Source organism: Streptomyces sp. NPDC042336 (genome assembly GCF_055581985.1).
The window spans coordinates 141,368-164,355 of the sequence record NZ_JBVJEA010000010.1; the positions used below are offsets into that span (position 1 = coordinate 141,368).

Sequence of the window (22,988 nt, forward strand, 5' to 3'; positions counted from 1 at the left end):
TCACGGCTTGCCTACTGCTTACCGCACAGCGAGACGACCTTCTGCTCTTCCTCCGAGAGGGTCGGTCCTGAGCCTGGAGTGGGTGCGGTCGTGGACGGGGACTCGGACGATTCGGGTGCCTCGGGCGAGCCCGACGGGTTCGGGCTGGGTGAGGCCTTGGACGTGAAGGAGGCGGGAGTGGTTCCCGTGGTGCCTCCGGCCTCGCCCTCGCCCGTCTTCGCGTTCTTCTCGGTCTCCGCGGTGCGCCGGTCGGCCTGCTTCTTGCAGGCGGAGGCCTGTACCGCCAGTTCCTCGATCTTGGCCCGGGCGTCGTTGAGGTCGCCTTCGGGGATGGTGGCCTCGACCAGTTTCTGCTGGTAGGGCGGCAGGTACTTGAGTTCGATCTCGGGGTGGTCCTTCTGGACCTTCGAGAGCGAGACCCAGGCGAGGTCCTGGCTGATGCCCCGGTACAGCGCGAGGTGGTCGTCGTTGGTGCCGACGTAGTACTGGGTCTGGGTCCAGCGCCAGCCGCCGTAGGTGCCGCCGCCGATGACGGCGAGGGCGAGGGCGGTGTAGAGGGACCGCTTGAGCCACTTGCGGTTCTTGCGGGGTTTGACGAAGTCGTCGGGGCCGTAGTCGTCGAAGCCACCGGCCGGGATGAAGCCGGTGGTGTCGCCGCTGCCCGGCGGGCCGAACTCGCCGCCCCCGCCGCGCTGGCCGCCCTGCCGGCCGAGGCCCGCGGCGCGGCCGGCGGGGGTCTGCATGATGCCGTTGTCGCCCATCTGGGCCTGGTTCTCGGCGACGGCGCCGACGACCACGGGGGTGTCGGAGAGCTGTCCGGCGAGGGTGTCGCCGGTGTCGAGGTCGAGGACGTCGGCGACGATGACGGTGATGTTGTCGGGGCCGCCGCCGCGCAGGGCGAGCTGGATCAGCTCCTGGACGGTCTCCTGGGGGCCCTGGTAGCTGGCGAGGGTGTCCTCCATCGTCTGGTGGGAGACGACGCCGGAGAGTCCGTCGGAGCAGATCAGGTAGCGGTCGCCGGCCCGGACCTCGCGGATGGACAGGTCGGGCTCGACGTGGTCGCCGCTGCCGAGGGCGCGCATCAGCAGGGAGCGCTGCGGGTGGGTGCCCGCCTCCTCCTCGGTGATGCGGCCCTCGTCGACGAGGCGCTGCACCCAGGTGTGGTCCTGGGTGATCTGGGTGAGGACGCCGTCGCGCAGCAGGTAGGCGCGGGAGTCGCCGACGTGGACCATGCCCAGGCGCTGGCCGGTCCACAGCAGGGCGGTCAGGGTGGTGCCCATGCCCTCCAGGGCGGGGTCCTCCTCGACCATCTGCCGCAGCTGGTCGTTGGCACGCTGGACGGCGGCGCCGAGGGAGGTGAGGACGTCGGAGCCGGGCACGTCGTCGTCGAGGGCGACGATGGTGGAGATCACCTCGGAGGAGGCGACCTCACCGGCGGCCTGGCCGCCCATGCCGTCGGCGATGGCGAGCAGGCGGGGCCCGGCGTAGCCGGAGTCCTCGTTGCCCTCCCGGATCATGCCCTTGTGGGAACCGGCGGCGAAACGCAGTGACAGACTCATGCGCACCTCGCCCGTCGGCTCCGACTGCAGCCGGTCGTGTCGAGCCACACTGCCCACCCTCCGGTCGGGAGCGCGCCGGGGCCCGGGGTGCCGGCCGCCGCTGCGTGCTCGCTCCGCTCGCGCTCATTCATTGGTGTAGCACTACTTCCGCAGCTCGATGACGGTCTTGCCGATGCGGATCGGCGCCCCGGGGCCAATCGGGGTGGGGGTCGTCAGCCGGGCCCGGTCCAGGTAGGTGCCGTTGGTGGAGCCCAGGTCCTCGACGATCCACTGACCGTTCTGGTCCGGGTAGATCCTGGCATGGCGGCTGGAGGCGTAGTCGTCGTCCAGCACGATCGTCGAGTCGTGTGCCCGGCCGAGCGTGATGGTCTGGCCCTGGAGGGCAACGGTGGTGCCGGTGAGCGTGCCCTCCGTCACGACCAGTTTGGTGGGCGCGCCCCGGCGGCCGCGGCCGCCGCCGGACTGCTGGCGCTGCGGTGGAGGCGCCTGGCCCTGGCGCGTTGCGGTCTGCTGCGGTCGGGCGGCGTCGCGTCGCGCGCCGCGCTGGGTGACCCGCGTACCGAAGAGGTCGCTGCGGATGACCTGCACGGCCACGATCACGAACAGCCACAGTACGGCGAGAAAACCCAGCCGCATGACCGTGAGGGTCAGCTCTGACATTGCCCCCGGATCACCCTTCGGCTTGCCTGTAGATAACGGTGGTGCTGCCCACGACGATCCGCGAGCCGTCGCGGAGCGTAGCGCGGGTGGTGTGCTGCCCGTCCACCACGATGCCGTTGGTGGACCCGAGATCCTGGATCGTCGAGGGCGTTCCGGTCCGGATCTCGCAGTGCCGGCGGGAGACGCCGGGGTCGTCGATCCGCACGTCGGCCTCGGTGCTGCGGCCCAGCACGAGCGTCGCGCGGGAGATCTGATGGCGGGTGCCGTTGATCTCGATCCAGTGGCGGGTGCGTCCGCCGGGTGCGGGTGCGGCCGGGGGCTGCTGGCCGCCTGCGGGCTGCGGGTAGCCGTAGCCGCCGGGACGGCCGGGTGGCGGCGCGGACGGCATGGGCGGGGCGCCCGCGGGGGCGGCGGCCGGCGGGTAGCCGTACCCGCCGCCCGGGGCGGCGGGCCGCGCGGGCGGGGCCGGGGGCGCGGCGGGCCCTGGTCCGGCCTGGTGGCTGGTCGAGGAGGCGAGCGTACGGCTGCGCACCCGGTACAGACCGGTGTCGAGGTCGTCCGCCTTCTCCAGGTGGACCTTGATCGGTCCCATGAAGGTGTAGCGCTGCTGCTTGGCGTAGTCGCGGACCATGCCGGCCAGCTCGTCGCCGAGCTGCCCGGAGTAGGGGCTGAGGCGTTCGAAGTCGGGTGTGCTCAGTTCCACGATGAAGTCGTTGGGCACGACGGTGCGGTCGCGGTTCCAGATGGTCGCGTTGTTGTCGCATTCGCGCTGGAGCGCTCCCGCGATCTCCACGGGCTGCACCTCGGACTTGAACACCTTCGCGAAGGTGCCGTTGACCAGACCTTCGAGACGCTGCTCGAACTTCTTCAGGACTCCCATGGGGCACCTCCTCCGTCGCTGCCGTCCTGTCCACTGCCTTGCGTACTGCTGCCTTGCGTACCGCTGTCCCGCGTCGTGCTGTGCCGCGTCGTGCCGCCTCGCGCAGTGCCGTGCGGTCCTGCACTGCCCACCTGGTACTGCTTACTGATCGTATCCACGCGCCGGTCGATCGGCTGGTTCCCCCTGTCGGCCCGGTCGACGGGTGTCGACGCCTCTCGGAGTTCCCGCCGGAGTTCCCCTTCGAACTCCCGCGGACCTTCGGGATGTGCTCCCGCGGGTACTCATGCCCAGGATCGTAGAGGCGGCCGCAGACCAGTGTCCCGCACCTGACCGCGGTCCCCCACCGGCTCCTGGGGAGACGGGCCGGACCGGTACGAGGTTGATACGTGAACGGCCAAGGACCGGGACGAGTGCCCGAAGGAGGGCGGGCGCCCCGGTCCGCCGGGGGAAAGGGATGTGAATCGACCCCTTCCAGCGTGCTAATGTTCTCGTGTCGGAAGGCGCCGGACCGCAAGGAAAAGCTCGGAAGACACACCCAATGCGCGGGTGGCGGAATAGGCAGACGCGCTGGATTCAGGTTCCAGTGCCCGCAAGGGCGTGGGGGTTCAACTCCCCCCTCGCGCACCAGCCGGAAGCCCCCCAGGTCTCGGACCTGGGGGGCTTCCGCGTGTCCGGGCGCGGCGGCCTGCGACGGGTGCGCTGTGAGGAAGGTCTCAGGACTCCGGCCGCCACAGGGCCGGCACGTTCGGCGGCTCCCAGCCGGTCATCGAGGTGTGCGCCTGGAGGCAGCGGTAGGCGCGGCCGCCGTAGGTCACCCGGTCGCCGGCGGTGTAGGCGTGGCCGCTGGTCCAGGTGCCGCCCGGCGGGTCGGTGGGAGGGTCGGTGGGCGGATCCGTGGGGCCTGTGTCGCCGTCCACGTTCAGGACGAAGTCGAAGGTGCCCTCCTTGCCGCCGCCGGCGCCGCGGACGTTCATCAGCAGGGCCGGGTCGAAGATTGTGTCCGTGCTGTTGCGGGGCTCGCCGGGGAAGTAGAGCTGGGTGGTCAGCACGGGCTCGCCGGGGGCCTGTGCCTTGACGTGGATGTGCCGGGTGCGGCCGGGATAGAGGCCGGGCACGATCGTCTTCAGGGCGAACGCACCGGTGGCGTCGCTGAACTGGTGGCCGCGGAAGGTGTACCCGGCCATGTCGTAGTCGCCGTCGTCGTCGGCCTGCCAGAAGTCGAGGAGCACGCCGGACAGAGGGACGCAGTTCCGGCCGAAGACGTAGCCGCTGACGGTCAGCGGGGTGCCCCGGGTGCCGGGGGTGACCAGGTCGGTGCGCAGCGGGGAGCTCGGCTTGAAGTACGGGCCCTCCATCTGGTCGGGCGTCAGGTCGTCGCCGTCGTCGCAGTACGGGGTAGGCGTCAGGCTCCGGTCGTCGGAGGAGCGGGCGGCGTCCCGGGCCAGCGCGATACCGCCGGTGGCGAGCAGCGGAACGGTGGCACCGGCGGCGACGGCCGCCCTGAGCAGCGTCTTGCGGCTGATCCCGCGGTCGGCGCCGGAACCCGGGCCGGGGCCGGGCCGGGGCCCGGGTCCGGGCTCTTGGGGGGTGGTGGGGGTGTCGGAGGTCATGGCGGTTCCTCGGTCTCCTCGGTGGGTGGTCCCTGGGGAAGGTGTGCCGGGACGTGCGTCATCCGGGACGTCGGGGACAGGGAGCGCGCCCGCCGGCGCGGGGCAGGCTGCTTGGTACGGCGGGCGCGCTCCGTGGTGATCGCTGGCCACCGTAGGCGCGCCGGGCGGGGCGGGGGCACCCCCTGTTTCGCCCCCTGCCCGGCGTTATGCGGGCGGCGGACGGGGCCCGTGTACGGGCGGTGCCGCCGGGGGTACGGTCGTGGCGCGCCGGCGCGGCGCGGCGCACGGGTGCGCCGCGCGGGTACGGCGAGGCACGGCACGGCACGACGCGGTGCGGCACAGGGGCACGGACGAGTACGGGGAGGGCGGCCGGGATGACCGGGGCGACGGTGGGGGCGGGCACGGAAGCGGCGTCCGGAGAGGCGGCGGGGGTGGTGGCGCCGGCGGCGCGTGCGGACGGCAACGCGACAGAGCCGGGCGGGGCGGTGCGGGGCGGGCGGCTGCCGGTCGTGCCCGGGTTCGCGCGGTGGCCCGCGGCCGGCTCGCCGAAGGCGGAGGGCAAGGCGCTGCGCACGCGCGTCCCGCGGTCCGCGCACGCCGCGCTCGACCTGGACGCCGGCCGCCCGGACGCGGTGAGCGCGGTCGAGGAGTCCCACTGCGGCCGGATACCGGGGCTCACCCCGATCCGCGCCGGGCGGATGGCGGCCACGCCGTTCGCGTTCCTGCGCGGGTCGGCGGGCCTGATGGCGTACGACCTGGCGCGCACGCCGGTGACCGGGATCGGCGCCCAGATCTGCGGGGACGCGCACGCCGCCAACTTCGGCCTGTACGGCGACGCCCGCGGCGGCCTGGTCATCGACCTGAACGACTTCGACGAGACGGTCCACGGCCCCTGGGAGTGGGACCTCAAGCGGCTCGCCGCCTCCCTCGTCCTCGCGGGCCGGGAGGCCGGGGCCGACGAGGACACCTGCCGCGAGGCCGCCCACGACGCGGCGGGCGCCTACCGGCGCACCATGCGGCTGCTGGCGAAACTCCCCGCGCTGGACGCCTGGAACGCCATCGCGGACGAGGAACTGGTCTCCCACACCGACGCCCACGACCTGCTCGGCACGCTGGAGCGGGTCTCCGAGAAGGCGCGGGCCAACACCAGCGGGCGCTTCGCCGCGAAGTCCACCGAGTCCACCGAGGACGGCGGGCGGCGCTTCGTGGACGCGGCGCCGGTGCTGCGCCGGGTGACGGACGCCGAGGCGGCGGCGGTCGCGGGCGCCCTGGAGGCGTACCTGGCCACGCTCTCCGAGGACCGGCTGCCGCTGCTGGCCCGGTACGCGGTGCACGACGTGGCCTTCCGGGTCGTCGGCACCGGCAGCGTGGGCACGCGGTCATACGTGGTGCTGCTCCTGGACCACCGGGGCGAACCGCTCGTGCTCCAGGTCAAGGAGGCCCGGCCCTCCGCCCTGCTGCCGCACCTGGCGACCGCCGGGTTCGACGCCCCCGAGGCCGCGCACGAGGGCCGCCGGGTGGTCCTGGGGCAGAAGCGGATGCAGGTGGTCAGCGACATCCTGCTCGGCTGGACCTCGGTCGACGGACGGCCCTTCCAGGTACGGCAGTTCCGCAACCGCAAGGGCAGCGTCGACCCCGCGGCCCTGGCCGCCGACCAGCTGGACGACTACGGCCGGATGACCGGCGCCCTGCTGGCCCGGGCCCACGCGCACAGCGCAGACCCGCGGCTGATCGCGGGCTACTGCGGCAAGAACGGCGAGCTGGACGAGGCGGTCGCCGCCTTCGCCGTCGCCTACGCCGACCGCACCGAGGCGGACCACGCGGAGCTGGTGGCCGCGGTGCGCGCGGGGCGGGTCGCGGCGGAGCTGGGGGTGTGAGGGGCGTCCGGCGCACCGTGCCCGGGCCGGCGTCCGGGGCACGGTGCGCCGGACAGGCCCTAGGCTGGTCGGGTGACGACGCCGCAAGCTGAGCCCGAGCAGGGGGGTGCGCCGCGTCCCGAGGAACGGCTGGAACAGGCCGTACGGGCCGCCGAGCAGGCACTCATCGAGTACGAGATCGCCCTGGAGACCTTCCGTGTGGAGGTCGAGAACTTCTCGCGGCTGCACGAGCAGCGGCTCGGCCCGGTGTACGCCCGGCTGGAGGAGCTGGAGGCGCAGATCCTCGAGGCCAGGGCGGCCCGTACGGGCGACGCCGACGACCTGCGCCGGGCCGACGAGGCGCGGGCCCGGCTGATGCCGATCCCCGGGGTCGAGGAGCTGCTGAACGGCTGGATGGACGGGGACGGGCTGTTCCCGGAGGCCACGGCGATGCTCACGGACCAGGCGGTACGGCCCCCGCAGCGGGTCAGGCCCGGCGAGGAGGCCCGCAAGCTCTACCGCGAGCTGGCCCGCAAGGCCCACCCCGACCTGGCGCAGGAGGAGGCCGAGCGGGTCCGGCGCGAGGAGTTCATCACCCGCGTCAACGCCGCCTACGCCCGCGGCGACGCGGCCCAGCTGCGCGAGCTGGCCGAGGAGTGGGCCGCCGGTCCGGTGCCCGAGCGGCGCCCGAGCCGCGGCGAGGAGCTGTACGCCCGCCTCGAATGGCTCGACCGGCGCAAGGAGCTGCTCACCGTGCTCGCCAAGGAGCTGGAGGAGAGCGCGATCGGCGCCATGCTCAGGCTCGCCCCGGACGACCCCGACCGGCTGCTGGACGAGATCGCCGAACAGCTGGCGGCCCAGGTGCGCGAGCGGGAGGCGGAGCTGGCGGGGGTGCTCGGGCAGGACTGAGCCGCCGGGTGGCGGCTCGGGTAGCGTCTGGGGCATGAGTTTCGGAGCTGGTGTGCCCACGGTCGGGATCGAGGACCTCGAGGACGGTGACTTCCTGCTGGACGTCCGCGAGGACGACGAATGGCAGGCGGGTCATGCCGCGGGGGCGCTGCACATTCCCCTCAGCGAGTTCGTGGCCCGGTACGGTGAGCTGGCCGAGGCCGCTCCTCAGGACGGCCGGGTGCACGTGCTCTGCCGTGTCGGCGGCCGCTCGGCGCAGGTCACCATGTACCTGGTCCAGCAGGGCGTCGACGCGGTGAACGTCGACGGGGGCATGCAGGAGTGGGCCGCGGCCGGGCGTCCCGTGGTGGACGACAAGGGCCAGCCGGGGCACGTTCTCTAGGCTGTCCCCGCCCGATGTGGTGAGGGCCACGGGGCGGCGGTCCGCCGGGGGCTGTGCGGGCGGCCGGTCCTGAGTACCGTTCCCGTTCGAACGTCGCCGAGCAGCCGCACGGGCGCGTGGGCGCCCGTGGCGGGGCGGGCGGCTAGACGGATCGGGACCGAACGGGGCGGAATGGACGCGTACGACAAGGGCTCGGGCGCCCGGCAGGGGCAGGCCGGGCCGGACGGCGAGGCGGACCCGGCGGACACCGGCGGGTCGGCCGGGGCCACCGACTCCGCCGAGCGTCCCGCCGCCGAGGGGACTGCGGGGGCTGCGAGGGCCATGGGGGCCACGGGGGGTGCGGCGGCTTCCGGTGCGGCCGGGAGGTCCGAGGGCGCCGTGGTCACCGCCCGGGAGGAGGCCGCCTCTGAGGAGGCCGCTGCCGCACCTGCCGCGCAGGACCCCGGGCAACCCCCCGCCCCGCGTACCGGGGTCGCCGCGCTCTCCCCGCGCTACCAGGTCGGTGCCGTGGTCGCCCTCGCGGTGGTCGCGGTCGCCGTCTGTGCCCACCTGGGCCTGGTGTTCCTGCACGTGGCCCCGTCCAACACCCTCACCAAGCAACACGGCTCCGCGGTGGACGAGTGGGTCTTCCCGGAGTTCGAGCAGAACTGGAAGCTCTTCGCGCCCAACCCCCTCCAGCAGAACGTCTCCGTCCAGGTCCGCGCGGAGGTCAGCACGGCCGGCGGCGAGATACGGACGACCCGCTGGTACGACCTGTCCGCCGAGGACGGCCGGGCCATCGACGGCAATCTGCTGCCGAGCCACACCCAGCAGAACGAACTGCGCCGGGCCTGGGACTTCTTCGTCGCCAGCCACGACTCCGAGGACCGCCCGGTGGGTCTGCGGGGCACCCTCGCCGAGACGTATCTGCGGCGCATCGCCCTTCTCCGTCTGGACCGCGACGGCGCCGTCGGAAGCGGCGGTGTCGTCGAGCGCGTGCAGTACCGTTCCCGGACCACGAACGTGGAACCGCCCCCGTGGAGCGGTGAGAAGGTCTCCGGCCGGCCGACCGTCCGCGAACTGCCCTGGTGGTCCGTGGCCGCGGAGAACCGGGGTGCGAAGGCCGGACGGGCCGCGCGGGAAGGGGGCGCCGCGTGAACGCCGCCGCCCTCTGCGTCTCCCGCGGCATCGCCCGCGTCACGGGCGCCGCGCTCGGCCCGTACCAGACCGCCGTGATCCGCATCGGCTTCAGCGCCACCTGGCTGCTCTTCCTGCTGCGCGAACTGCCCCACCGCAGCGAGCTGTACGGTCCGGACAGTCCCTGGAGCCACGACCTCGCCGAGCAGCTGATCGCGGACAACGGCGCCTTCACGGCGCTGATGTGGTCGGACGGGCGGGCCTGGTTCGAGGTCGTCTACGCGCTGGCCGTCCTGAGCAGCGTGCTGCTCCTGCTGGGCTGGCGCACCCGGACCATGTCCGTGCTCTTCATGGTCGGCGTGCTCTCGCTGCAGAACCGCAGCGTCTTCATGGGGGACGGCGGCGACAACGTCGTGCACCTCATGAGCATCTACCTGGTCCTCACCCGGTGCGGCCAGGTGTGGTCGCTGGACGCCCGCCGTGCCCGGCGCGCGGCGGCGGCACGCGCGCGTGGTGAGCGGGTCGCGGACCGGGTCGGGCCGGGGCTGTGGTGCGCCTCGGGGTTCCTGCTGCTCACGGTGACGCTGGCGGGCGGTCTCGACGGCGACTGGTTCGTCCCGGCCCTGCTGTGGGCGGTGTGGGCCGCGCTGGGACTGTGGTGGGCCGTGGAGCGGGGCGCGGAGGGCAGCCAGCCGCGGGTCCTGCTGGACGTGGTCACGAACATCGTGCACAACGGCGCGCTGGTCGTGATCATGGCCGAGGCGTGCCTGATCTACGCGACGGCCGGCTGGTACAAGATCCAGGGGTCCCGCTGGCAGGACGGCACGGCCGTCTACTACCCGCTGCACCTGGACTACTTCTCGCCGTGGTCCGCGCTCTCCGACGCGCTGACCGCCAACGGCACGATGGTCATGCTCATCACGTACGGCACGGTCGCCGTGCAGGTCGCCTTCCCGTTCACGCTGTTCAACCGGCGGGTCAAGAACGTGCTCCTCGCCGCGATGATGACCGAGCACGCGGTGATCGCCGTGACGCTCGGGCTGCCTTTCTTCTCGCTGGCGATGATCGCCGCCGACGCGGTCTTCCTGCCGACCTCGTTCCTGCGCCGGCTGGGCGGCTGGGCGGCACGCGCGCGCGGCCGGCTGTCCGGCCGGGGACCCGCCGGTGGCCTGGCCAAGGCGCCGGACGGGGACGGTCGTACGGCGACGGTGCCCGGGCCCCGGACCCGGCAGGCCGAGGGGGCGGCGGCCGGAACGGGCGCGGCGGACGGGAAGGACCCCGAGCACACGCACGTAGGCTTCCGGGCATGACCTCCCCCGGACCGGACCCCGCCCCGGGCCCGCCGGCGGCCTGGCACCTGCACGCCGACCGGTGCGTGCTGCTGGACGGCTTCCACGCCCTCAAGCACGCGCTGCGCTTCGGCGCCGAGGTGCCGGTGGCGGTCACCAGCGACCGCGCGGGCGCGCTGGCCCTCGCCGACGAGCTGGCGCCGGACGTGCGCGAGGCGCTGGCGGGGCTGCTGACCGAGGTGTCGCCCGAGGCGTACGCGTCGCTCGTCGCGCGGCCGCACCCCACCGCGGTGGCCGCCCTGGCCGTACGGCCCTCCCGGGCCGCGGGCCTGGAGGCGCTGGCGCGCATGCCCCGCCCCACCCCCGTCGTGGTCCTCGACCAGCCGCGCAACCTCGGCAACGCGGGGGCGGTGATCCGGCTGGCCGCCGGTTTCGGGGCGACCGGCGTGGTCACCACCGGCACCCTCGACCCCTGGCACCCCACGGTGGTGTGCGGCGGGGCGGGGCTGCACTTCGCGACCGTAGTGGAGCGGCTGGAGGTCGCCGTGCTGCCGCCGGGCCCGGTGTTCGCGCTGGACCCGGAGGGCGAGGACATCCGGGGGCTGAAGCTGCCGGACGAGGCGCTGCTCGCGTTCGGCTCCGAGCGCAGCGGGCTCTCGCGCGAGCTGCGCGCGCGGGCCGACCACTTGGTGGCGCTGCCGATGCGCCCCCAGGTCTCCAGCTACAACCTCGCGACCAGTGTGGCCATGACGCTGTACCACTGGAGCGCCGGCGGGGGCGCACCCCAGGTGCCGTAGCGTCCTGGCTCAGGCCGGGCGGCGGACCTCCACCACCCGGAAGCGGTTCGCCACGAACGCGCCGTCGCACAGGGCCGCGTTGGCCGCCGGGTTGCCGCCGGAGCCGTGGAAGTCGGAGAAGGCGGCCGTCTGGTTGACGTACACCCCGCCGGTCAGGTTCAGGGAGAGCTGGGCGGCCTCGTCCAGGCAGACCTCCTGCACGGCCTCCTCGACCTCTGGGTCGGTCGTGTACGCGCCCACCGTCATCGCGCCCTTCTCGCGGACGCTGCGGCGCAGCAACTCCAGCGCGTGGCCGGCGGAGTCGACGGCGACGGCGAAGGAGACCGGGCCGAAGCACTCGCTGGTGTAGGCGGCCTCGTCCTCGGGCTTGGCGCCGTCCAGCTTGACGATCACCGGGGTGCGCACGACCGCGTCCGGGAAGCCCGGGTGGGTCACCTCGCGGGAGGCGAGGGCCACCTCGCCGAGACCGGCGGCGGCCTCCAGGCGGGCCTTCACGTCCGGGTTGACGATCGCGCCGAGCAGGGCGTTGGCGCGGGCGTCGTCGCCGAGGAGGCCGTCGACGGCGCGGGCCAGGTCGGCGGTGACCTCGTCGTAGGACTTGGCGCCCTGGTCGGTGCGGATGCCGTCGCGGGGGATCAGCAGGTTCTGCGGGGTGGTGCACATCTGGCCGCTGTAGAGGGAGAGCGAGAAGGCCAGGTTGGCGAGCATGCCCCGGTAGTCGTCGGTCGACTCCACGATCACCGTGTTGACGCCGGCCTTCTCCGTGTACACCTGCGCCTGGCGGGCGTTGGCCTCCAGCCAGTCGCCGAAGGCGGTGGAGCCGGTGTAGTCGATGATCCGGATCTCCGGGCGGGTGGCCAGGGCCTTGGCGATGCCCTCGCCGGGGCGCTCGGCGGCCAGCGCCACCAGGTTCGGGTCGAAGCCGGCCTCGGTGAGGACGTCGCGGGCGACCTGGACGGTGAGTGCGAGCGGCAGCACCGCGCGGGGGTGCGGCTTGACCAGGACCGCGTTGCCGGTGGCGAGGGAGGCGAACAGGCCGGGGTAGCCGTTCCACGTCGGGAAGGTGTTGCAGCCGATGACCAGGCCGATGCCGCGGGGGACCGGGGTGAACCGCTTGGTGAGCGCGAGCGGGTCGCGCTTGCCCTGGGGCTTGGTCCACTCCGCCGTCTCCGGCGTGCGGGACTGCTCCACGTACGCGTAGGCCACGGCCTCCATGCCGCGGTCCTGGGCGTGCGGGCCGCCCGCCTGGAAGGCCATCATGAAGGCCTGTCCCGAGGTGTGCATGACCGCCTGGGCGAACTCCATCGTCCGGTCGGCGATCCGCCGCAGGATCTCCAGGCAGACCATCGCGCGCAGCTCCGCGCCCGCCTCCCGCCACGCCTTCTGGCCGGCCCGCATGGCGGGGAGCAGCACGTCGAGGTCCGCGTGCGGGTACTCCACGCCCAGCTCGATCCCGTACGGGGAGACCTCGCCGCCAACCCAGCCGTCGGTGCCGGGCTGGCCGAGGTCCAGGCGGGTGCCGGACAGGGCGTCGAAGGCGGCCTTGCCCGCGGCCGTGTCCAGGCTGCCGTTCTCCCCGTAGGCCTTGGGGTGCTCGGGGTGGGGGGACCAGTACGCGCGCGTGCGGATCGTCTCCAGCGCCAGGTCCAGGGTCGGCCGGTGCCGGGCGATCAGCTGGTGTGCGGTGAGTTCGGCGGCCATGCGGGACCAACTCCTCGTCGTCGAGTCCGTGGACCTGGGGGAAACCTGGGCAGAGACAGGCGGACACGGCTAGAGTAACCGAACGATCGGTCGGGACAAGAGGGACCGCCGCATCTGTGGAAAACCCCGTGCGGGAGGATCGCGCACATGACAGCACTCGACCTCAGCAGCCCCGTGGCCGTCGTCGGCACCGGCACCATGGGCCAGGGCATCGCCCAGGTGGCGCTGGTCGCGGGCCATCCCGTGCGGCTGTACGACGCCGCCCCGGGCCGGGCCCGGGAAGCGGCCGACGCGATCGGCGCCCGGCTCGACCGGCTCGTCGAGAAGGGCCGCCTCACCGGCGCCGAACGGGACGCCGCCCGCGCCCGGCTGACGCCCGCCGGGACCCTCGACGGGCTCACCGGCTGCGCGCTCGTCGCCGAGGCGGTCGTGGAGCGGCTGGACGTCAAGCAGGAGCTGTTCCGCGCGCTGGAGGACGTCGTCGGCGACGACTGCCTGCTCGCCACCAACACCTCCTCCCTGTCCGTCACCGCCGTCGGGGGCGCGCTGCGCGTACCTGGCCGCCTCGTCGGCCTGCATTTCTTCAACCCCGCGCCGCTGCTCCCGCTGGTGGAGGTGGTCTCCGGGTTCGCCACCGATCCCGCGTCGGCCACGCGCGCGTACGAGACGGCCCGCGCCTGGGGCAAGACCCCGGTCGCCTGCGCCGACACCCCCGGCTTCCTGGTCAACCGCATCGCCCGGCCCTTCTACGCCGAGGCCCTCGCGGCGTACGAGGCGCGCGCCGCCGACCCGGCCACCGTCGATGCCGTGCTGCGCGGTTCCGGCGGGTTCAGGATGGGCGCCTTCGAGCTGACCGACCTCATTGGGCAGGACGTCAACGAGTCCGTCACGCACTCCGTGTGGCAGGCGTTCTTCCAGGACGTGCGCTTCACTCCGTCCCTGGCCCAGCGCCGCCTGGTCGAGTCCGGCCGGCTCGGCCGCAAGAGCGGACAGGGCTGGTACGACTACCGGGAGGGTGCCGAGCGCCCCGCGCCGCACACCGCCGAGCCCGCCGAACGGCCCGCGTACGTGCTCGTCGAGGGCGACCTGGGCCCGGCGGCCGAGCTGGTCGGGCTGATCCGTGAGGCGGGCATCGAGGTCCGTGAGGCGGACGGGTACGGCGCGGGGAGGATGGTCCTGCCCGGCGGCGGCACGCTGTGCCTCACCGACGGTCGGCTGCCCGTGTCGAAGGACCTCGTCCACTTCGACCTCGCCCTCGACTACCGCGCGGCCACCCGGATCGCCCTGTCCGCATCCGAAGGCGTCCGTACGGGCCTCCTGTCCGAGGCCACCGGCCTGTTCCAGGCGCTCGGCAAGGAGGTCAGCGTCGTCGGCGACGTCCCCGGCCTGATCGTGGCCCGGACCGTCGCCCGGATCATCGACCTGGCGTTCGACGCCGTGGCCAAGGGCGTGGCCGCCCCTGAGGATGTCGACACGGCGATGCGCCTGGGTGTGAACTACCCCCTCGGGCCCTTCGAATGGAGCCGTCGGCTCGGTGACACCTGGGCCTACCACCTGCTGGCCAACGTGCACGAGTGGGAACCGTCCGGACGCTGCGCGCCGTCCCTGGCACTCCACCGCCACGCAGCGGCCGCCGAGGACCGGGAGGGTGCAGCCTCATGACCACCGCCAAGCGCGACACGTACACGCCCGAGACGCTGCTGTCCGTCGCCGTGCAGGTCTTCATCGAGCGCGGCTACGACGGCACCTCCATGGAGCATCTGTCCAAGGCGGCGGGGATCTCCAAGTCGTCGATATACCACCACGTCACGGGCAAGGAGGAGCTGCTGCGCCGGGCCGTGAGCCGGGCCCTGGACGAGCTCTTCGGGATCCTCGACGAGGAGCACGCGCGCGTGGGGACCGCCGCAGAGCGCCTCGAGTACGTCGTGCGGCGCATGGTCGAGGTGCTCATGGCCGAGCTGCCCTACGTGACACTGCTGCTGCGGGTGCGCGGCAACACCGGCACCGAGCGGTGGGCGCTGGAGCGGCGGCGCGAGTTCGACCACCGGGTCGCCGCCCTGCTGAAGAACGCGGCGGCCGAGGGGGACGTGCGCGCGGACGTGGAGGTGCGGCTCGCGACCCGCCTCGTCTTCGGCATGATCAACTCGATCGTCGAGTGGTACCGGCCCGAGGGTCCCGACGGCCGGGGCGGTGCCGGTGAGCGCGAGGTGGTCGACGCGGTGGCGCGGCTGGTGTTCGGCGGCCTGCGCAAGGCGTCCTGAAACGGGTCCGGTCCGGTCGGGTCCGGTCCGGCCGCCCCCGGTCAGCCCTGCGGTTCGAGGTCCTCGGTCTCGAAGACCAGCAGGGTGCGGGTGCTGAGCACCTCCGGGATGGCCTGGAGGCGGGTGAGTACCAGCTCGCGCAGGGCCCGGTTGTCCGGGGTGTGCACCAGCAGCAGGACGTCGAAGTCGCCGCCCACCAGGGCGATGTGCGAGGCCCCGGGCAGCAGGCGCAGCTGGGAGCGGACCGTCCGCCAGGAGTTCTGGACGATCTTCAGGGTGATGTAGGCCGAGGTGCCGTGCCCGGCGCGCTCGTGGTCCACGCGGGCGCCGAAGCCGCGGATGACGCCGTCCTCGACGAGCCGGTTGATCCGCGCGTAGGCGTTCGCGCGCGAGACGTGCACCCGCTCCGCGACCGACCGTATCGAGGCCCGGCCGTCCGCCTGGAGCATGCGCAGGATGTCCTGGTCGATGGCGTCCAGCGGGCGCGGGGGCGGCGGGGCGCCGGGCTCGTCCGTGCCGCCGCCCTCCCCGGGGCGATCGGCCATTTGTTCAGATGCCACCTGCCCCCGCCTTCCCCTCATGGACGTACTGCGTCCATCTCAGGCTGTGGAGAACCGTTTGTCCACAGCCTGGGGCCGCATGTAGCCAAAATGTGCCGACGACCGAACAATCGGTAGGTGAGGCCCGTCACACCCGTGACGAGCCCGGAGCCGTCTCCCACGAGGAGGTGCCGTCATGACGGTCATGGAGCAGCGGGGCGCGTACCGGCCCACACCGCCGCCCGCCTGGCAGCCCCGAACCGACCCCGCGCCGCTGCTGCCCGACACGGAGCCCTACCGCGTCCTCGGCACCAAGGCCGCGGACCGCGCCGACACCGAGCTGCTGCGCACCCTGTACGCCCGGCTGGTGTGCGGCCGGCGCTACAACGCGCAGGCCACGGCGCTGACCAAGCAGGGCCGGCTGGCCGTCTACCCCTCCAGCACCGGCCAGGAGGCCTGCGAGGTCGCCGCCGCGCTGGCCCTTCAGGAGCGGGACTGGCTCTTCCCCAGCTACCGCGACACCCTCGCCGTCGTCTCGCGCGGCGTCGACCCCGTCGAGGCCCTCACCCTGCTGCGCGGCGACTGGCACACCGGCTACGACCCCTACGAGCACCGGGTCGCCCCGCTGTCCACGCCGCTGGCCACCCAGCTGCCGCACGCGGTGGGTCTCGCCCACGCCGCGCGCCTCAAGGGCGACGACGTGGTCGCGCTGGCCATGGTCGGTGACGGCGGCACCAGCGAGGGCGACTTCCACGAGGCGCTGAACTTCGCCGCCGTCTGGCGGGCCCCGGTCGTCTTCCTCGTGCAGAACAACGGCTTCGCGATCTCCGTCCCGCTCGACAAGCAGACCGCCGCCCCGTCGCTGGCCCACAAGGCCGTCGGCTACGGGATGCCCGGCCGCCTGGTCGACGGCAACGACGCCGCCGCGGTGCACGAGGTCCTGTCCGACGCCGTGCGGCACGCGCGCGCGGGGGGCGGCCCCACGCTGGTGGAGGCGGTGACGTACCGCGTCGAGGCGCACACCAACGCCGACGACGCCACGCGCTACCGGGGCGAAGCCGAGGTGGAGACCTGGCGCCGGCACGACCCGGTCGAGCTGCTGGAGCGGGAGCTGACCGAACGCGGCCTGCTCGACGAGGACGGCATCCGGGCGGCCCGCGAGGACGCCGAGACCATGGCCGCCGACCTGCGGGCCCGCATGAACCAGGACCCGGCGCTGAACCCGCTGGACCTGTTCGCCCACGTCTACGCCGAGCCCACACCGCAACTGCGCGAGCAGCGGGCCCAGCTGCGCGCGGAGCTGGAGGCGGAGGCCGAGGCGGAATCCGCGCCGGCACCTCAGGGGGGACACCGATGACCACCGTCGCCGCCAAGCCGGCCACCATGGCGCAGGCCCTCACCCGCGCGCTGCGCGACGCCATGGCCGCCGACCCGGGGGTGCACGTCCTCGGCGAGGACGTGGGCACCCTCGGCGGCGTCTTCCGGGTCACCGACGGGCTCGCCGCGGAGTTCGGCGAGGACCGCTGCACGGACACCCCGCTCGCCGAGGCCGGCATCCTCGGCACCGCCGTCGGCATGGCGATGTACGGGCTGCGCCCGGTCGTCGAGATGCAGTTCGACGCCTTCGCCTACCCGGCGTTCGAGCAGGTCGTCAGCCATGTCACCAAGATGCGCAACCGCACGCGCGGAAAGATGCCCCTGCCGCTGACCATCCGCGTCCCGTACGGCGGCGGCATCGGCGGCGTCGAGCACCACAGCGACTCGTCCGAGGCGTACTACATGGCGACTCCGGGGCTCCATGTCGTCACGCCCGCGACGGTCGCCGACGCGTACGGGCTGCTGCGCGCGTCCATCGCCTCCGACGACCCGGTCGTCTTCCTCGAACCGAAGCGGCTCTACTGGTCGAAGGACACGTGGAACCCGCAGGAGCCGGCGTCCGTTGAACCGGTGGGCCGCGCGGTGGTGCGGCGCTCCGGCCGGAGCGCCACACTCATCACGTACGGGCCGTCGCTGGCCGTCTGCCTGGAGGCGGCCGAGGCGGCCCGGGCCGAGGGCTGGGACCTCGAAGTCGTCGATCTGCGCTCCCTGGTGCCGTTCGACGACGAGACGGTGTGCGCTTCGGTGCGGCGGACGGGACGCGCGGTCGTCGTCCACGAGTCGGGTTCCTTCGGGGGCCCGGGCGGGGAGATCGCGGCCCGGGTCACGGAGCGCTGCTTCCACCACCTGGAGGCGCCGGTGCTGCGTGTGGCCGGGTTCGACATCCCGTATCCTCCGCCGATGCTGGAGCGTCACCACCTGCCTGGTGTGGACCGGATCCTGGACGCCGTGGGGCGCCTGCAGTGGGAGGCCGAAAGCTGATGGCACACGCTTCTGACGGGCGCAGCCTGGAGTTCAAGCTGCCCGACCTCGGTGAGGGGCTCACCGAGGCGGAGATCGTGCGCTGGCTGGTCGAGGTCGGCGACGTGGTCGCCGTGGACCAGCCGGTCGTCGAGGTCGAGACGGCCAAGGCGATGGTCGAGGTGCCCTGCCCCTACGGCGGCGTGGTCACCGCACGCTTCGGCGAGGAGGGCACGGAGCTGCCCGTCGGGGCGCCGCTGGTGACCGTGGCGGTGGGCGAGGGCGACACGGCGGCCGACGGCCCGGCGCGGGAGGCGGGCCCGGGCACCGGTACGGCTGCCGCCGGGACACCGGCCGCCGAGACGCCCGCCGCGGAGCGGAAGGCGGAGGGCTCCGGCAACGTCCTGGTCGGCTACGGCACCTCCGAGGCACCCGCGCGGCGCCGTCGGGTGCGCGCCGACCGGCAGTTGGCCACCGGCGCGTCCGGGCGGGCGAACGGCCGGGTCCCCGGCGCCGGGCCGGTGGAAGCCCCGGCCCGTGCCGCGGAGCCGGTGGACGGTCCGGTCCCGGTCATCTCCCCGCTGGTGCGCAGGCTGGCCCGGCAGCACGACCTGGACCTGCGGGAGCTGACCGGTTCGGGCCCGGACGGGCTGATCCTGCGGGCGGACGTGGAGTACGCGCTGCGTGCCGCCGCCGCGCAGGGCGGCCGTACGGCGGTCCGGGAGGCCGGGACGGGCCGGGTGCCGGACGCTTCGTCCGCGTCCTCCGCCCTCCCCTCCGCTTCCTCCGCCCCGCGTTCCGACGGCACCCGCGTCCCCCTCAGGGGCGTGCGCGGCGCCGTCGCCGACAAGCTCTCCCGCAGCCGGCGGGAGATCCCGGACGCGACCTGCTGGGTGGACGCCGACGCGACCGAGCTGATGCGGGCGCGCACCGCGATGAACGCGTCCGGGGGGCCCAGGATCTCCCTGATCGCCCTGCTGGCCCGGATCTGCACGGCAGCCCTGGCCCGCTTCCCGGAGCTGAACTCGACCGTCGACACGGAGGCCCGGGAGATCGTCCGGCTCGAACAGGTCCACCTCGGCTTCGCCGCCCAGACGGACCGCGGGCTGGTCGTGCCGGTCGTCCGGGACGCGCACGCGCGGGACGCCGAGTCGCTCACCGCGGAGTTCGCCCGGCTGACTGAGGCGGCCCGCGCGGGCCGGCTGACGCCGGGCGAACTGACGGGCGGCACCTTCACACTGAACAACTACGGCGTCTTCGGCGTCGACGGCTCCACGCCGATCATCAACCACCCCGAGGCGGCCATGCTCGGCGTCGGCCGCATCGTCCCCAAGCCCTGGGTGCACGAGGGCGAGCTGGCGGCGCGTCAGGTGGTGCAGCTCTCGCTCACCTTCGACCACCGGGTGTGCGACGGCGGCACGGCGGGCGGTTTCCTGCGGTACGTGGCGGACTGCGTGGAACAGCCGGCGGTGCTGCTGCGGACCCTGTGACAGGGGCGATGACGCCCACAAGGTGACGGTGTGTCCGCAGGTGTGTCCGCACCCCGTCCGATCGCGCGGGCTCCGCCGCGTTCCCTGTGATCGCCCAGAGCCCCATACTCGGGGGGTGACCGCGTACGAGCCCGCCGGCGACCCAGGCGCCGGCACCGACCCCGCGCCGGGTACCGGCCCCGGCCCCACCGGGTACGACGTCGTCGTGCTCGCCGGCGGGGCCGCCCGGCGGCTCGGGGGCGCGGACAAGCCCGGCTTGCGGGTGGGCGGACGCGCGCTCCTCGACCGGGTGCTCGCCGCCTGCGCCGGAGCGCGGACCACCGTCGTCGTCGCCGACCCCCGTCCCACCGCGCGCCCGGTGACCTGGGCCCGCGAGGACCCGCCCGGCGGGGGACCGCTCGCCGCACTCGCCGCCGGACTGCGGCGCACCACCGCGGAACACGTCGTGGTGCTCTCCGCCGACCTGCCGTTCCTCGCCGGGCCGACCGTCGGGCGGCTGCTGTCGGCCCTCGCCGCGGGCGGCGCCGACGGGGCGCTGCTCACCGACGCCGACGGCCGCGACCAGCCCCTCGTCGCCGCCTACCGCGCGTCCGCGCTGCGCCGCGAACTGGCCGCGCTCGCCCGTGACCGGGAGGAAGGGACAGACCGGCCGGACCTCACCGGGCTGCCCCTGCGCCGCCTGACCGGCGCTCTGCGCCTCACTCGCGTCCCGGACGCCGTCGCCTCCTTCGACTGCGACACCTGGGACGACATCGCCACCGCAAGGGCACGCATCAGGGAGCATGGTCACGTGTTGGATGAATGGATTTCCGCAGCCAAGGACGAGTTGGGCATCGACCTGGACGTCGACACCAAGGTCCTGCTCGATCTCGCGCGCGACGCCGCCCACGGGGTGGCCAGGCCGGCCGCCCCGCTGACCACCTTCCTGGTCGGTTACGCGGCCGGGCGGGCCGGGGGAGGCCCCGAGGCCGTCGCGGAGACCGCCCGCAAGGCCGCGGCCCTCGCCCTGCGCTGGGCCGAGGAGGCCGCCGGCACCGGGGCCGGCCCCGCGAAGGGCAAGCCCGGCGTGGCGCCCGACGCCACCCCCGACACCCGCCCGGACGCGTGATGCCCTCCCCCGGCACGCGGGCCGACACGGAGGCCGAGGACGACCTCGACGTCGAGGAGGCGCTCGCCCTCGTGAAGGAGAACCCCGGCCCCGCCCACCGCGGTCCCGCCCACCCGGGCCGCGGCGGACACGGCACACCCGTCCCGCACCATCCGGCGGACGCCCACCACCGCGCGACCCCCTGGCCCGAGGCGCGGGCGACCGCCGAACGCGCCGCCCGCGCCGCGGCCCGTGCCGCCCGCCGCACACCGGTCGCCGTGCCCCTCGACGCGGCCCTCGGCCTCACCCTGGCCGCACCCCTGGCCGCCCTCACCGACCTGCCCTCCTTCGACTCCTCCGCGATGGACGGCTGGGCCCTCGCCGGCCCCGGCCCCTGGGCGGTGCGCGACGAGGGCGTCCTGGCCGGGCACGCGGAGCCCGCGCCCCTCGCCGACGGCGAGGCCGTCCGCATCGCCACCGGGGCGCGGATCCCCGCGGACACCACCGCCGTACTGCGCTCCGAGCACGGCCGCACCGATGAACACGGACGCCTGCATCCCACCCGCGAGGTCGTCCACGGTCAGGACATCCGCCCGCGCGGCCAGGAGTGCCGCAGCGGCGACCAGTTGCTGCCCGTCGGCACCCTCGCGACCCCGGCGGTACTGGGCCTCGCCGCCGCCGCCGGGTACGACACACTCACCGCGGTCCCCCGCCCCCGCGTCGACGTCCTGGTCCTCGGCGACGAACTGCTCACCGCGGGCCTCCCGCACGACGGCCTCATCCGGGACGCGCTCGGCCCGATGCTGCCCCCGTGGCTGCGCGCGCTGGGCGCCGAGGTCCGCGCCGTGCGCCGGATCGGCGACGACGCCAAGGCGCTGCACCGCGCCGTCACGTCCTCCGACGCCGACCTGATCGTGACGACCGGCGGCACCGCCGCCGGACCCGTCGACCACGTCCACCCGATCCTGCGCCGGATCGGTGCCGAACTCCTCGTGGACGGTGTCCAGGCACGCCCCGGCCACCCGATGCTGCTGGCCCGTCTCAAGGACGACCAGCACCTCGTCGGACTGCCCGGCAACCCCCTCGCCGCCGTCTCCGGCCTGCTCACCCTCGCCGAGCCGCTGCTGCGCACCCTCGCCGCCCGGTCGGCGCCGGAGCCGTACACGCTGCCGCTGCGGGACGCCGTGCACGGGCATCCGCACGACACCCGGCTGGTGCCGGTCGTGCTGCGCGACGAGGGTGCCGTGCCGCTGCACTACAACGGTCCGGCGATGCTGCGCGGCATCGCGGCCGCCGACGCGCTGGCCGTCGTACCCCCGGGCGGCGCGCGGCCGGGGCAGGAGACCGAGCTGCTCGACCTGCCCTGGGCGGCCGGCGGGATCGGGGTGTGTTTCACGTGAAACTTCCGGGCCAGGACGCGATCGCGCGCCAGGCGGACGAGCACTTCGTGACCCACAAGGTGAAGCTCCCCAGGAAACTGGTGGAGCACCCGTTCCGGCAGGTCGCCAAGCGGCTGTCCATCGCCCTGGTGGTCCTCGTGGTGACGGCCTTCATCGTGTACGCGGACCACGACGGCTACACCGACAACTCCGACGGTTCCGTCGATCTCCTCGACTCGTTCTACTACGCCACCGTCACCCTCTCCACCACCGGATACGGTGACATCACGCCCGTCAGCGACGCCGCCCGGCTGACCAACATCTTCGTCATCACGCCGCTGCGCGTGCTCTTCCTGATCATCCTGGTCGGCACCACGCTGGAAGCCCTCACCGAGCGCACTCGGGAGGAGTGGCGCCTGAACCGCTGGAGGTCCGCCTTGCGCGATCACACCGTCGTCGTCGGCTTCGGAACCAAGGGGCGGTCGGCGATCCAGACCGTCTGCGCGACCGGGCTGCGCAAGGACCAGGTGGTCGTGGTCGACCCCAGCGGCAAGGCCATCGAGGCGGCGACGGCCCACGGCTACGCGGGCGTGGTCGGTGACGCGACCCGCAGCGATGTGCTGAACCGGGCCGAGGCGTTCCGGGCGAAGCAGATCATCATCGCCACGCAGCGCGACGACACGGCCGTGCTGGTGACGCTGACGGCCCGGCAGCTCAACCGCGGCGCGAAGATCGTGGTCGCGGTCCGCGAGGAGGAGAACGCGCCCCTGCTGAAGCAGTCCGGCGCGGATGCAGTGATCACCAGCGCCAGCGCCGCCGGCCGGTTGCTCGGGCTCTCCGTGCTCAGCCCCGCCGCCGGCATGGTCATGGAGGACCTGATCAGCCAGGGCAGCGGACTCGACCTCGTCGAACGGCCCGTCATAAAGGCCGAGGTGGGCAGGAAGCCGCGCGAGACGGACGACCTGGTGGTGAGCGTGCTGCGCGGGCATCGGGTGCTGGGCTACGACGACCCGGCCGTCGGCGGACTGGAACTGACGGACCGCCTGATCACGATCGTACGGGCGACGCCGGCCACCCATGTGACGCCCGACGCCCGCCCGCTCCCCCGCGACTGAGCCGTTCCCAGCGGTCCGGTC

20 protein-coding genes and 1 tRNA gene are annotated in these 22,988 nt (G+C 74.0%); 15 read left to right on the forward strand and 6 right to left on the reverse strand.

Annotation, left to right across the window (positions count from 1 at the left end):
* Nucleotides 1-11: 11 nt before the first annotated feature.
* From ACZ6IM_RS22390 to fhaA, 3 genes are all read right to left on the reverse strand, one after another.
* Complete coding sequence (locus ACZ6IM_RS22390; RefSeq protein ID WP_052836922.1) at nucleotides 12-1,559, reverse strand: Stp1/IreP family PP2C-type Ser/Thr phosphatase; 1,548 nt, start codon at nucleotides 1,557-1,559, stop codon at nucleotides 12-14.
* A 141-nt stretch (nucleotides 1,560-1,700) separates the two neighbouring features.
* Entirely contained in the window at nucleotides 1,701-2,219 is a 519-nt protein-coding gene (gene fhaB / locus ACZ6IM_RS22395) for an antibiotic biosynthesis regulator FhaB (RefSeq protein WP_003975090.1), read from the reverse strand.
* A gap of 10 nt (nucleotides 2,220-2,229) precedes the next feature.
* The gene (fhaA, locus tag ACZ6IM_RS22400; RefSeq protein WP_052836707.1) at nucleotides 2,230-3,099 is read right to left on the reverse strand and encodes an antibiotic biosynthesis regulator FhaA; all 870 of its coding nucleotides are present in this window, start codon (nucleotides 3,097-3,099) and stop codon (nucleotides 2,230-2,232) included.
* A gap of 540 nt (nucleotides 3,100-3,639) precedes the next feature.
* Between fhaA and ACZ6IM_RS22405 the strand changes: the two genes are divergently transcribed.
* A tRNA-Leu gene (locus ACZ6IM_RS22405) sits at nucleotides 3,640-3,726 on the forward strand.
* 86 nt (nucleotides 3,727-3,812) lie between these two features.
* Here ACZ6IM_RS22405 and ACZ6IM_RS22410 read toward each other — a convergent pair.
* The gene (locus tag ACZ6IM_RS22410; RefSeq protein WP_052836705.1) at nucleotides 3,813-4,709 is read right to left on the reverse strand and encodes a carbohydrate-binding protein; all 897 of its coding nucleotides are present in this window, start codon (nucleotides 4,707-4,709) and stop codon (nucleotides 3,813-3,815) included.
* A 374-nt stretch (nucleotides 4,710-5,083) separates the two neighbouring features.
* Between ACZ6IM_RS22410 and ACZ6IM_RS22415 the strand changes: the two genes are divergently transcribed.
* From ACZ6IM_RS22415 to ACZ6IM_RS22440, 6 genes are all read left to right on the forward strand, one after another.
* Complete coding sequence (locus tag ACZ6IM_RS22415; protein WP_469558454.1) at nucleotides 5,084-6,586, forward strand: DUF2252 domain-containing protein; 1,503 nt, start codon at nucleotides 5,084-5,086, stop codon at nucleotides 6,584-6,586.
* Nucleotides 6,587-6,658: 72 nt separating this feature from the next.
* Nucleotides 6,659-7,474: a hypothetical protein gene (locus ACZ6IM_RS22420; RefSeq protein WP_052836700.1), complete on the forward strand. Its 816-nt coding sequence runs from the start codon at nucleotides 6,659-6,661 to the stop codon at nucleotides 7,472-7,474.
* A 52-nt stretch (nucleotides 7,475-7,526) separates the two neighbouring features.
* Complete coding sequence (locus ACZ6IM_RS22425; RefSeq protein ID WP_052836698.1) at nucleotides 7,527-7,856, forward strand: rhodanese-like domain-containing protein; 330 nt, start codon at nucleotides 7,527-7,529, stop codon at nucleotides 7,854-7,856.
* Between the two features lie 171 nt (nucleotides 7,857-8,027).
* Entirely contained in the window at nucleotides 8,028-8,993 is a 966-nt protein-coding gene (locus ACZ6IM_RS22430) for a DUF5819 family protein (RefSeq protein ID WP_469558457.1), read from the forward strand.
* Nucleotides 8,990-10,282, forward strand: coding sequence for an HTTM domain-containing protein (locus ACZ6IM_RS22435; RefSeq protein ID WP_469558460.1), 1,293 nt, complete (start codon nucleotides 8,990-8,992; stop codon nucleotides 10,280-10,282). The genes ACZ6IM_RS22430 and ACZ6IM_RS22435 overlap by 4 nt, the downstream gene beginning before the upstream one ends.
* Nucleotides 10,279-11,058 (forward strand): TrmH family RNA methyltransferase, encoded by a 780-nt coding sequence (locus tag ACZ6IM_RS22440; protein ID WP_469558463.1) that lies wholly within the window; start codon nucleotides 10,279-10,281, stop codon nucleotides 11,056-11,058. The genes ACZ6IM_RS22435 and ACZ6IM_RS22440 overlap by 4 nt, the downstream gene beginning before the upstream one ends.
* A 9-nt stretch (nucleotides 11,059-11,067) precedes the next feature.
* Here ACZ6IM_RS22440 and paaN read toward each other — a convergent pair whose 3' ends face one another.
* On the reverse strand, nucleotides 11,068-12,759 hold the full coding sequence (gene paaN, locus ACZ6IM_RS22445; RefSeq protein ID WP_469558466.1) for a phenylacetic acid degradation protein PaaN: 1,692 nt from the start codon (nucleotides 12,757-12,759) through the stop codon (nucleotides 11,068-11,070).
* 147 nt (nucleotides 12,760-12,906) lie between these two features.
* On the opposite strand from paaN, the gene ACZ6IM_RS22450 reads away from it, so the two are divergent.
* Nucleotides 12,907-14,421, forward strand: coding sequence for a 3-hydroxyacyl-CoA dehydrogenase (locus ACZ6IM_RS22450; RefSeq protein WP_469558468.1), 1,515 nt, complete (start codon nucleotides 12,907-12,909; stop codon nucleotides 14,419-14,421).
* A complete protein-coding gene (locus ACZ6IM_RS22455) occupies nucleotides 14,418-15,020 on the forward strand; it encodes a TetR/AcrR family transcriptional regulator (protein WP_052836685.1) in 603 nt (200 codons plus the stop codon). The genes ACZ6IM_RS22450 and ACZ6IM_RS22455 overlap by 4 nt, the downstream gene beginning before the upstream one ends.
* A gap of 41 nt (nucleotides 15,021-15,061) precedes the next feature.
* On the opposite strand, the gene ACZ6IM_RS22460 is transcribed toward ACZ6IM_RS22455, so the two are convergent.
* Entirely contained in the window at nucleotides 15,062-15,565 is a 504-nt protein-coding gene (locus ACZ6IM_RS22460; protein ID WP_052836684.1) for an Lrp/AsnC family transcriptional regulator, read from the reverse strand.
* A gap of 190 nt (nucleotides 15,566-15,755) precedes the next feature.
* On the opposite strand from ACZ6IM_RS22460, the gene pdhA reads away from it, so the two are divergent.
* The 6 genes from pdhA (at nucleotide 15,756) to ACZ6IM_RS22490 (ending at nucleotide 22,967) form a co-directional block, all read left to right on the forward strand.
* Nucleotides 15,756-16,916, forward strand: a complete 1,161-nt coding sequence (gene pdhA, locus ACZ6IM_RS22465; protein ID WP_469558472.1) for a pyruvate dehydrogenase (acetyl-transferring) E1 component subunit alpha — start codon at nucleotides 15,756-15,758, stop codon at nucleotides 16,914-16,916.
* Nucleotides 16,913-17,917: an alpha-ketoacid dehydrogenase subunit beta gene (locus ACZ6IM_RS22470; RefSeq protein ID WP_052836680.1), complete on the forward strand. Its 1,005-nt coding sequence runs from the start codon at nucleotides 16,913-16,915 to the stop codon at nucleotides 17,915-17,917. Before pdhA ends, ACZ6IM_RS22470 begins: the two co-directional genes overlap by 4 nt.
* Nucleotides 17,917-19,386, forward strand: coding sequence for a dihydrolipoamide acetyltransferase family protein (locus tag ACZ6IM_RS22475; RefSeq protein ID WP_052836677.1), 1,470 nt, complete (start codon nucleotides 17,917-17,919; stop codon nucleotides 19,384-19,386). The genes ACZ6IM_RS22470 and ACZ6IM_RS22475 overlap by 1 nt, the downstream gene beginning before the upstream one ends.
* A 115-nt stretch (nucleotides 19,387-19,501) precedes the next feature.
* Complete coding sequence (locus tag ACZ6IM_RS22480) at nucleotides 19,502-20,494, forward strand: NTP transferase domain-containing protein (protein WP_469558476.1); 993 nt, start codon at nucleotides 19,502-19,504, stop codon at nucleotides 20,492-20,494.
* A complete protein-coding gene (locus ACZ6IM_RS22485) occupies nucleotides 20,494-21,873 on the forward strand; it encodes a molybdopterin molybdotransferase MoeA (RefSeq protein WP_469558478.1) in 1,380 nt (459 codons plus the stop codon). Before ACZ6IM_RS22480 ends, ACZ6IM_RS22485 begins: the two co-directional genes overlap by 1 nt.
* A complete protein-coding gene (locus ACZ6IM_RS22490) occupies nucleotides 21,870-22,967 on the forward strand; it encodes a potassium channel family protein (protein ID WP_052836673.1) in 1,098 nt (365 codons plus the stop codon). Before ACZ6IM_RS22485 ends, ACZ6IM_RS22490 begins: the two co-directional genes overlap by 4 nt.
* Nucleotides 22,968-22,988: the final 21 nt, after the last annotated feature.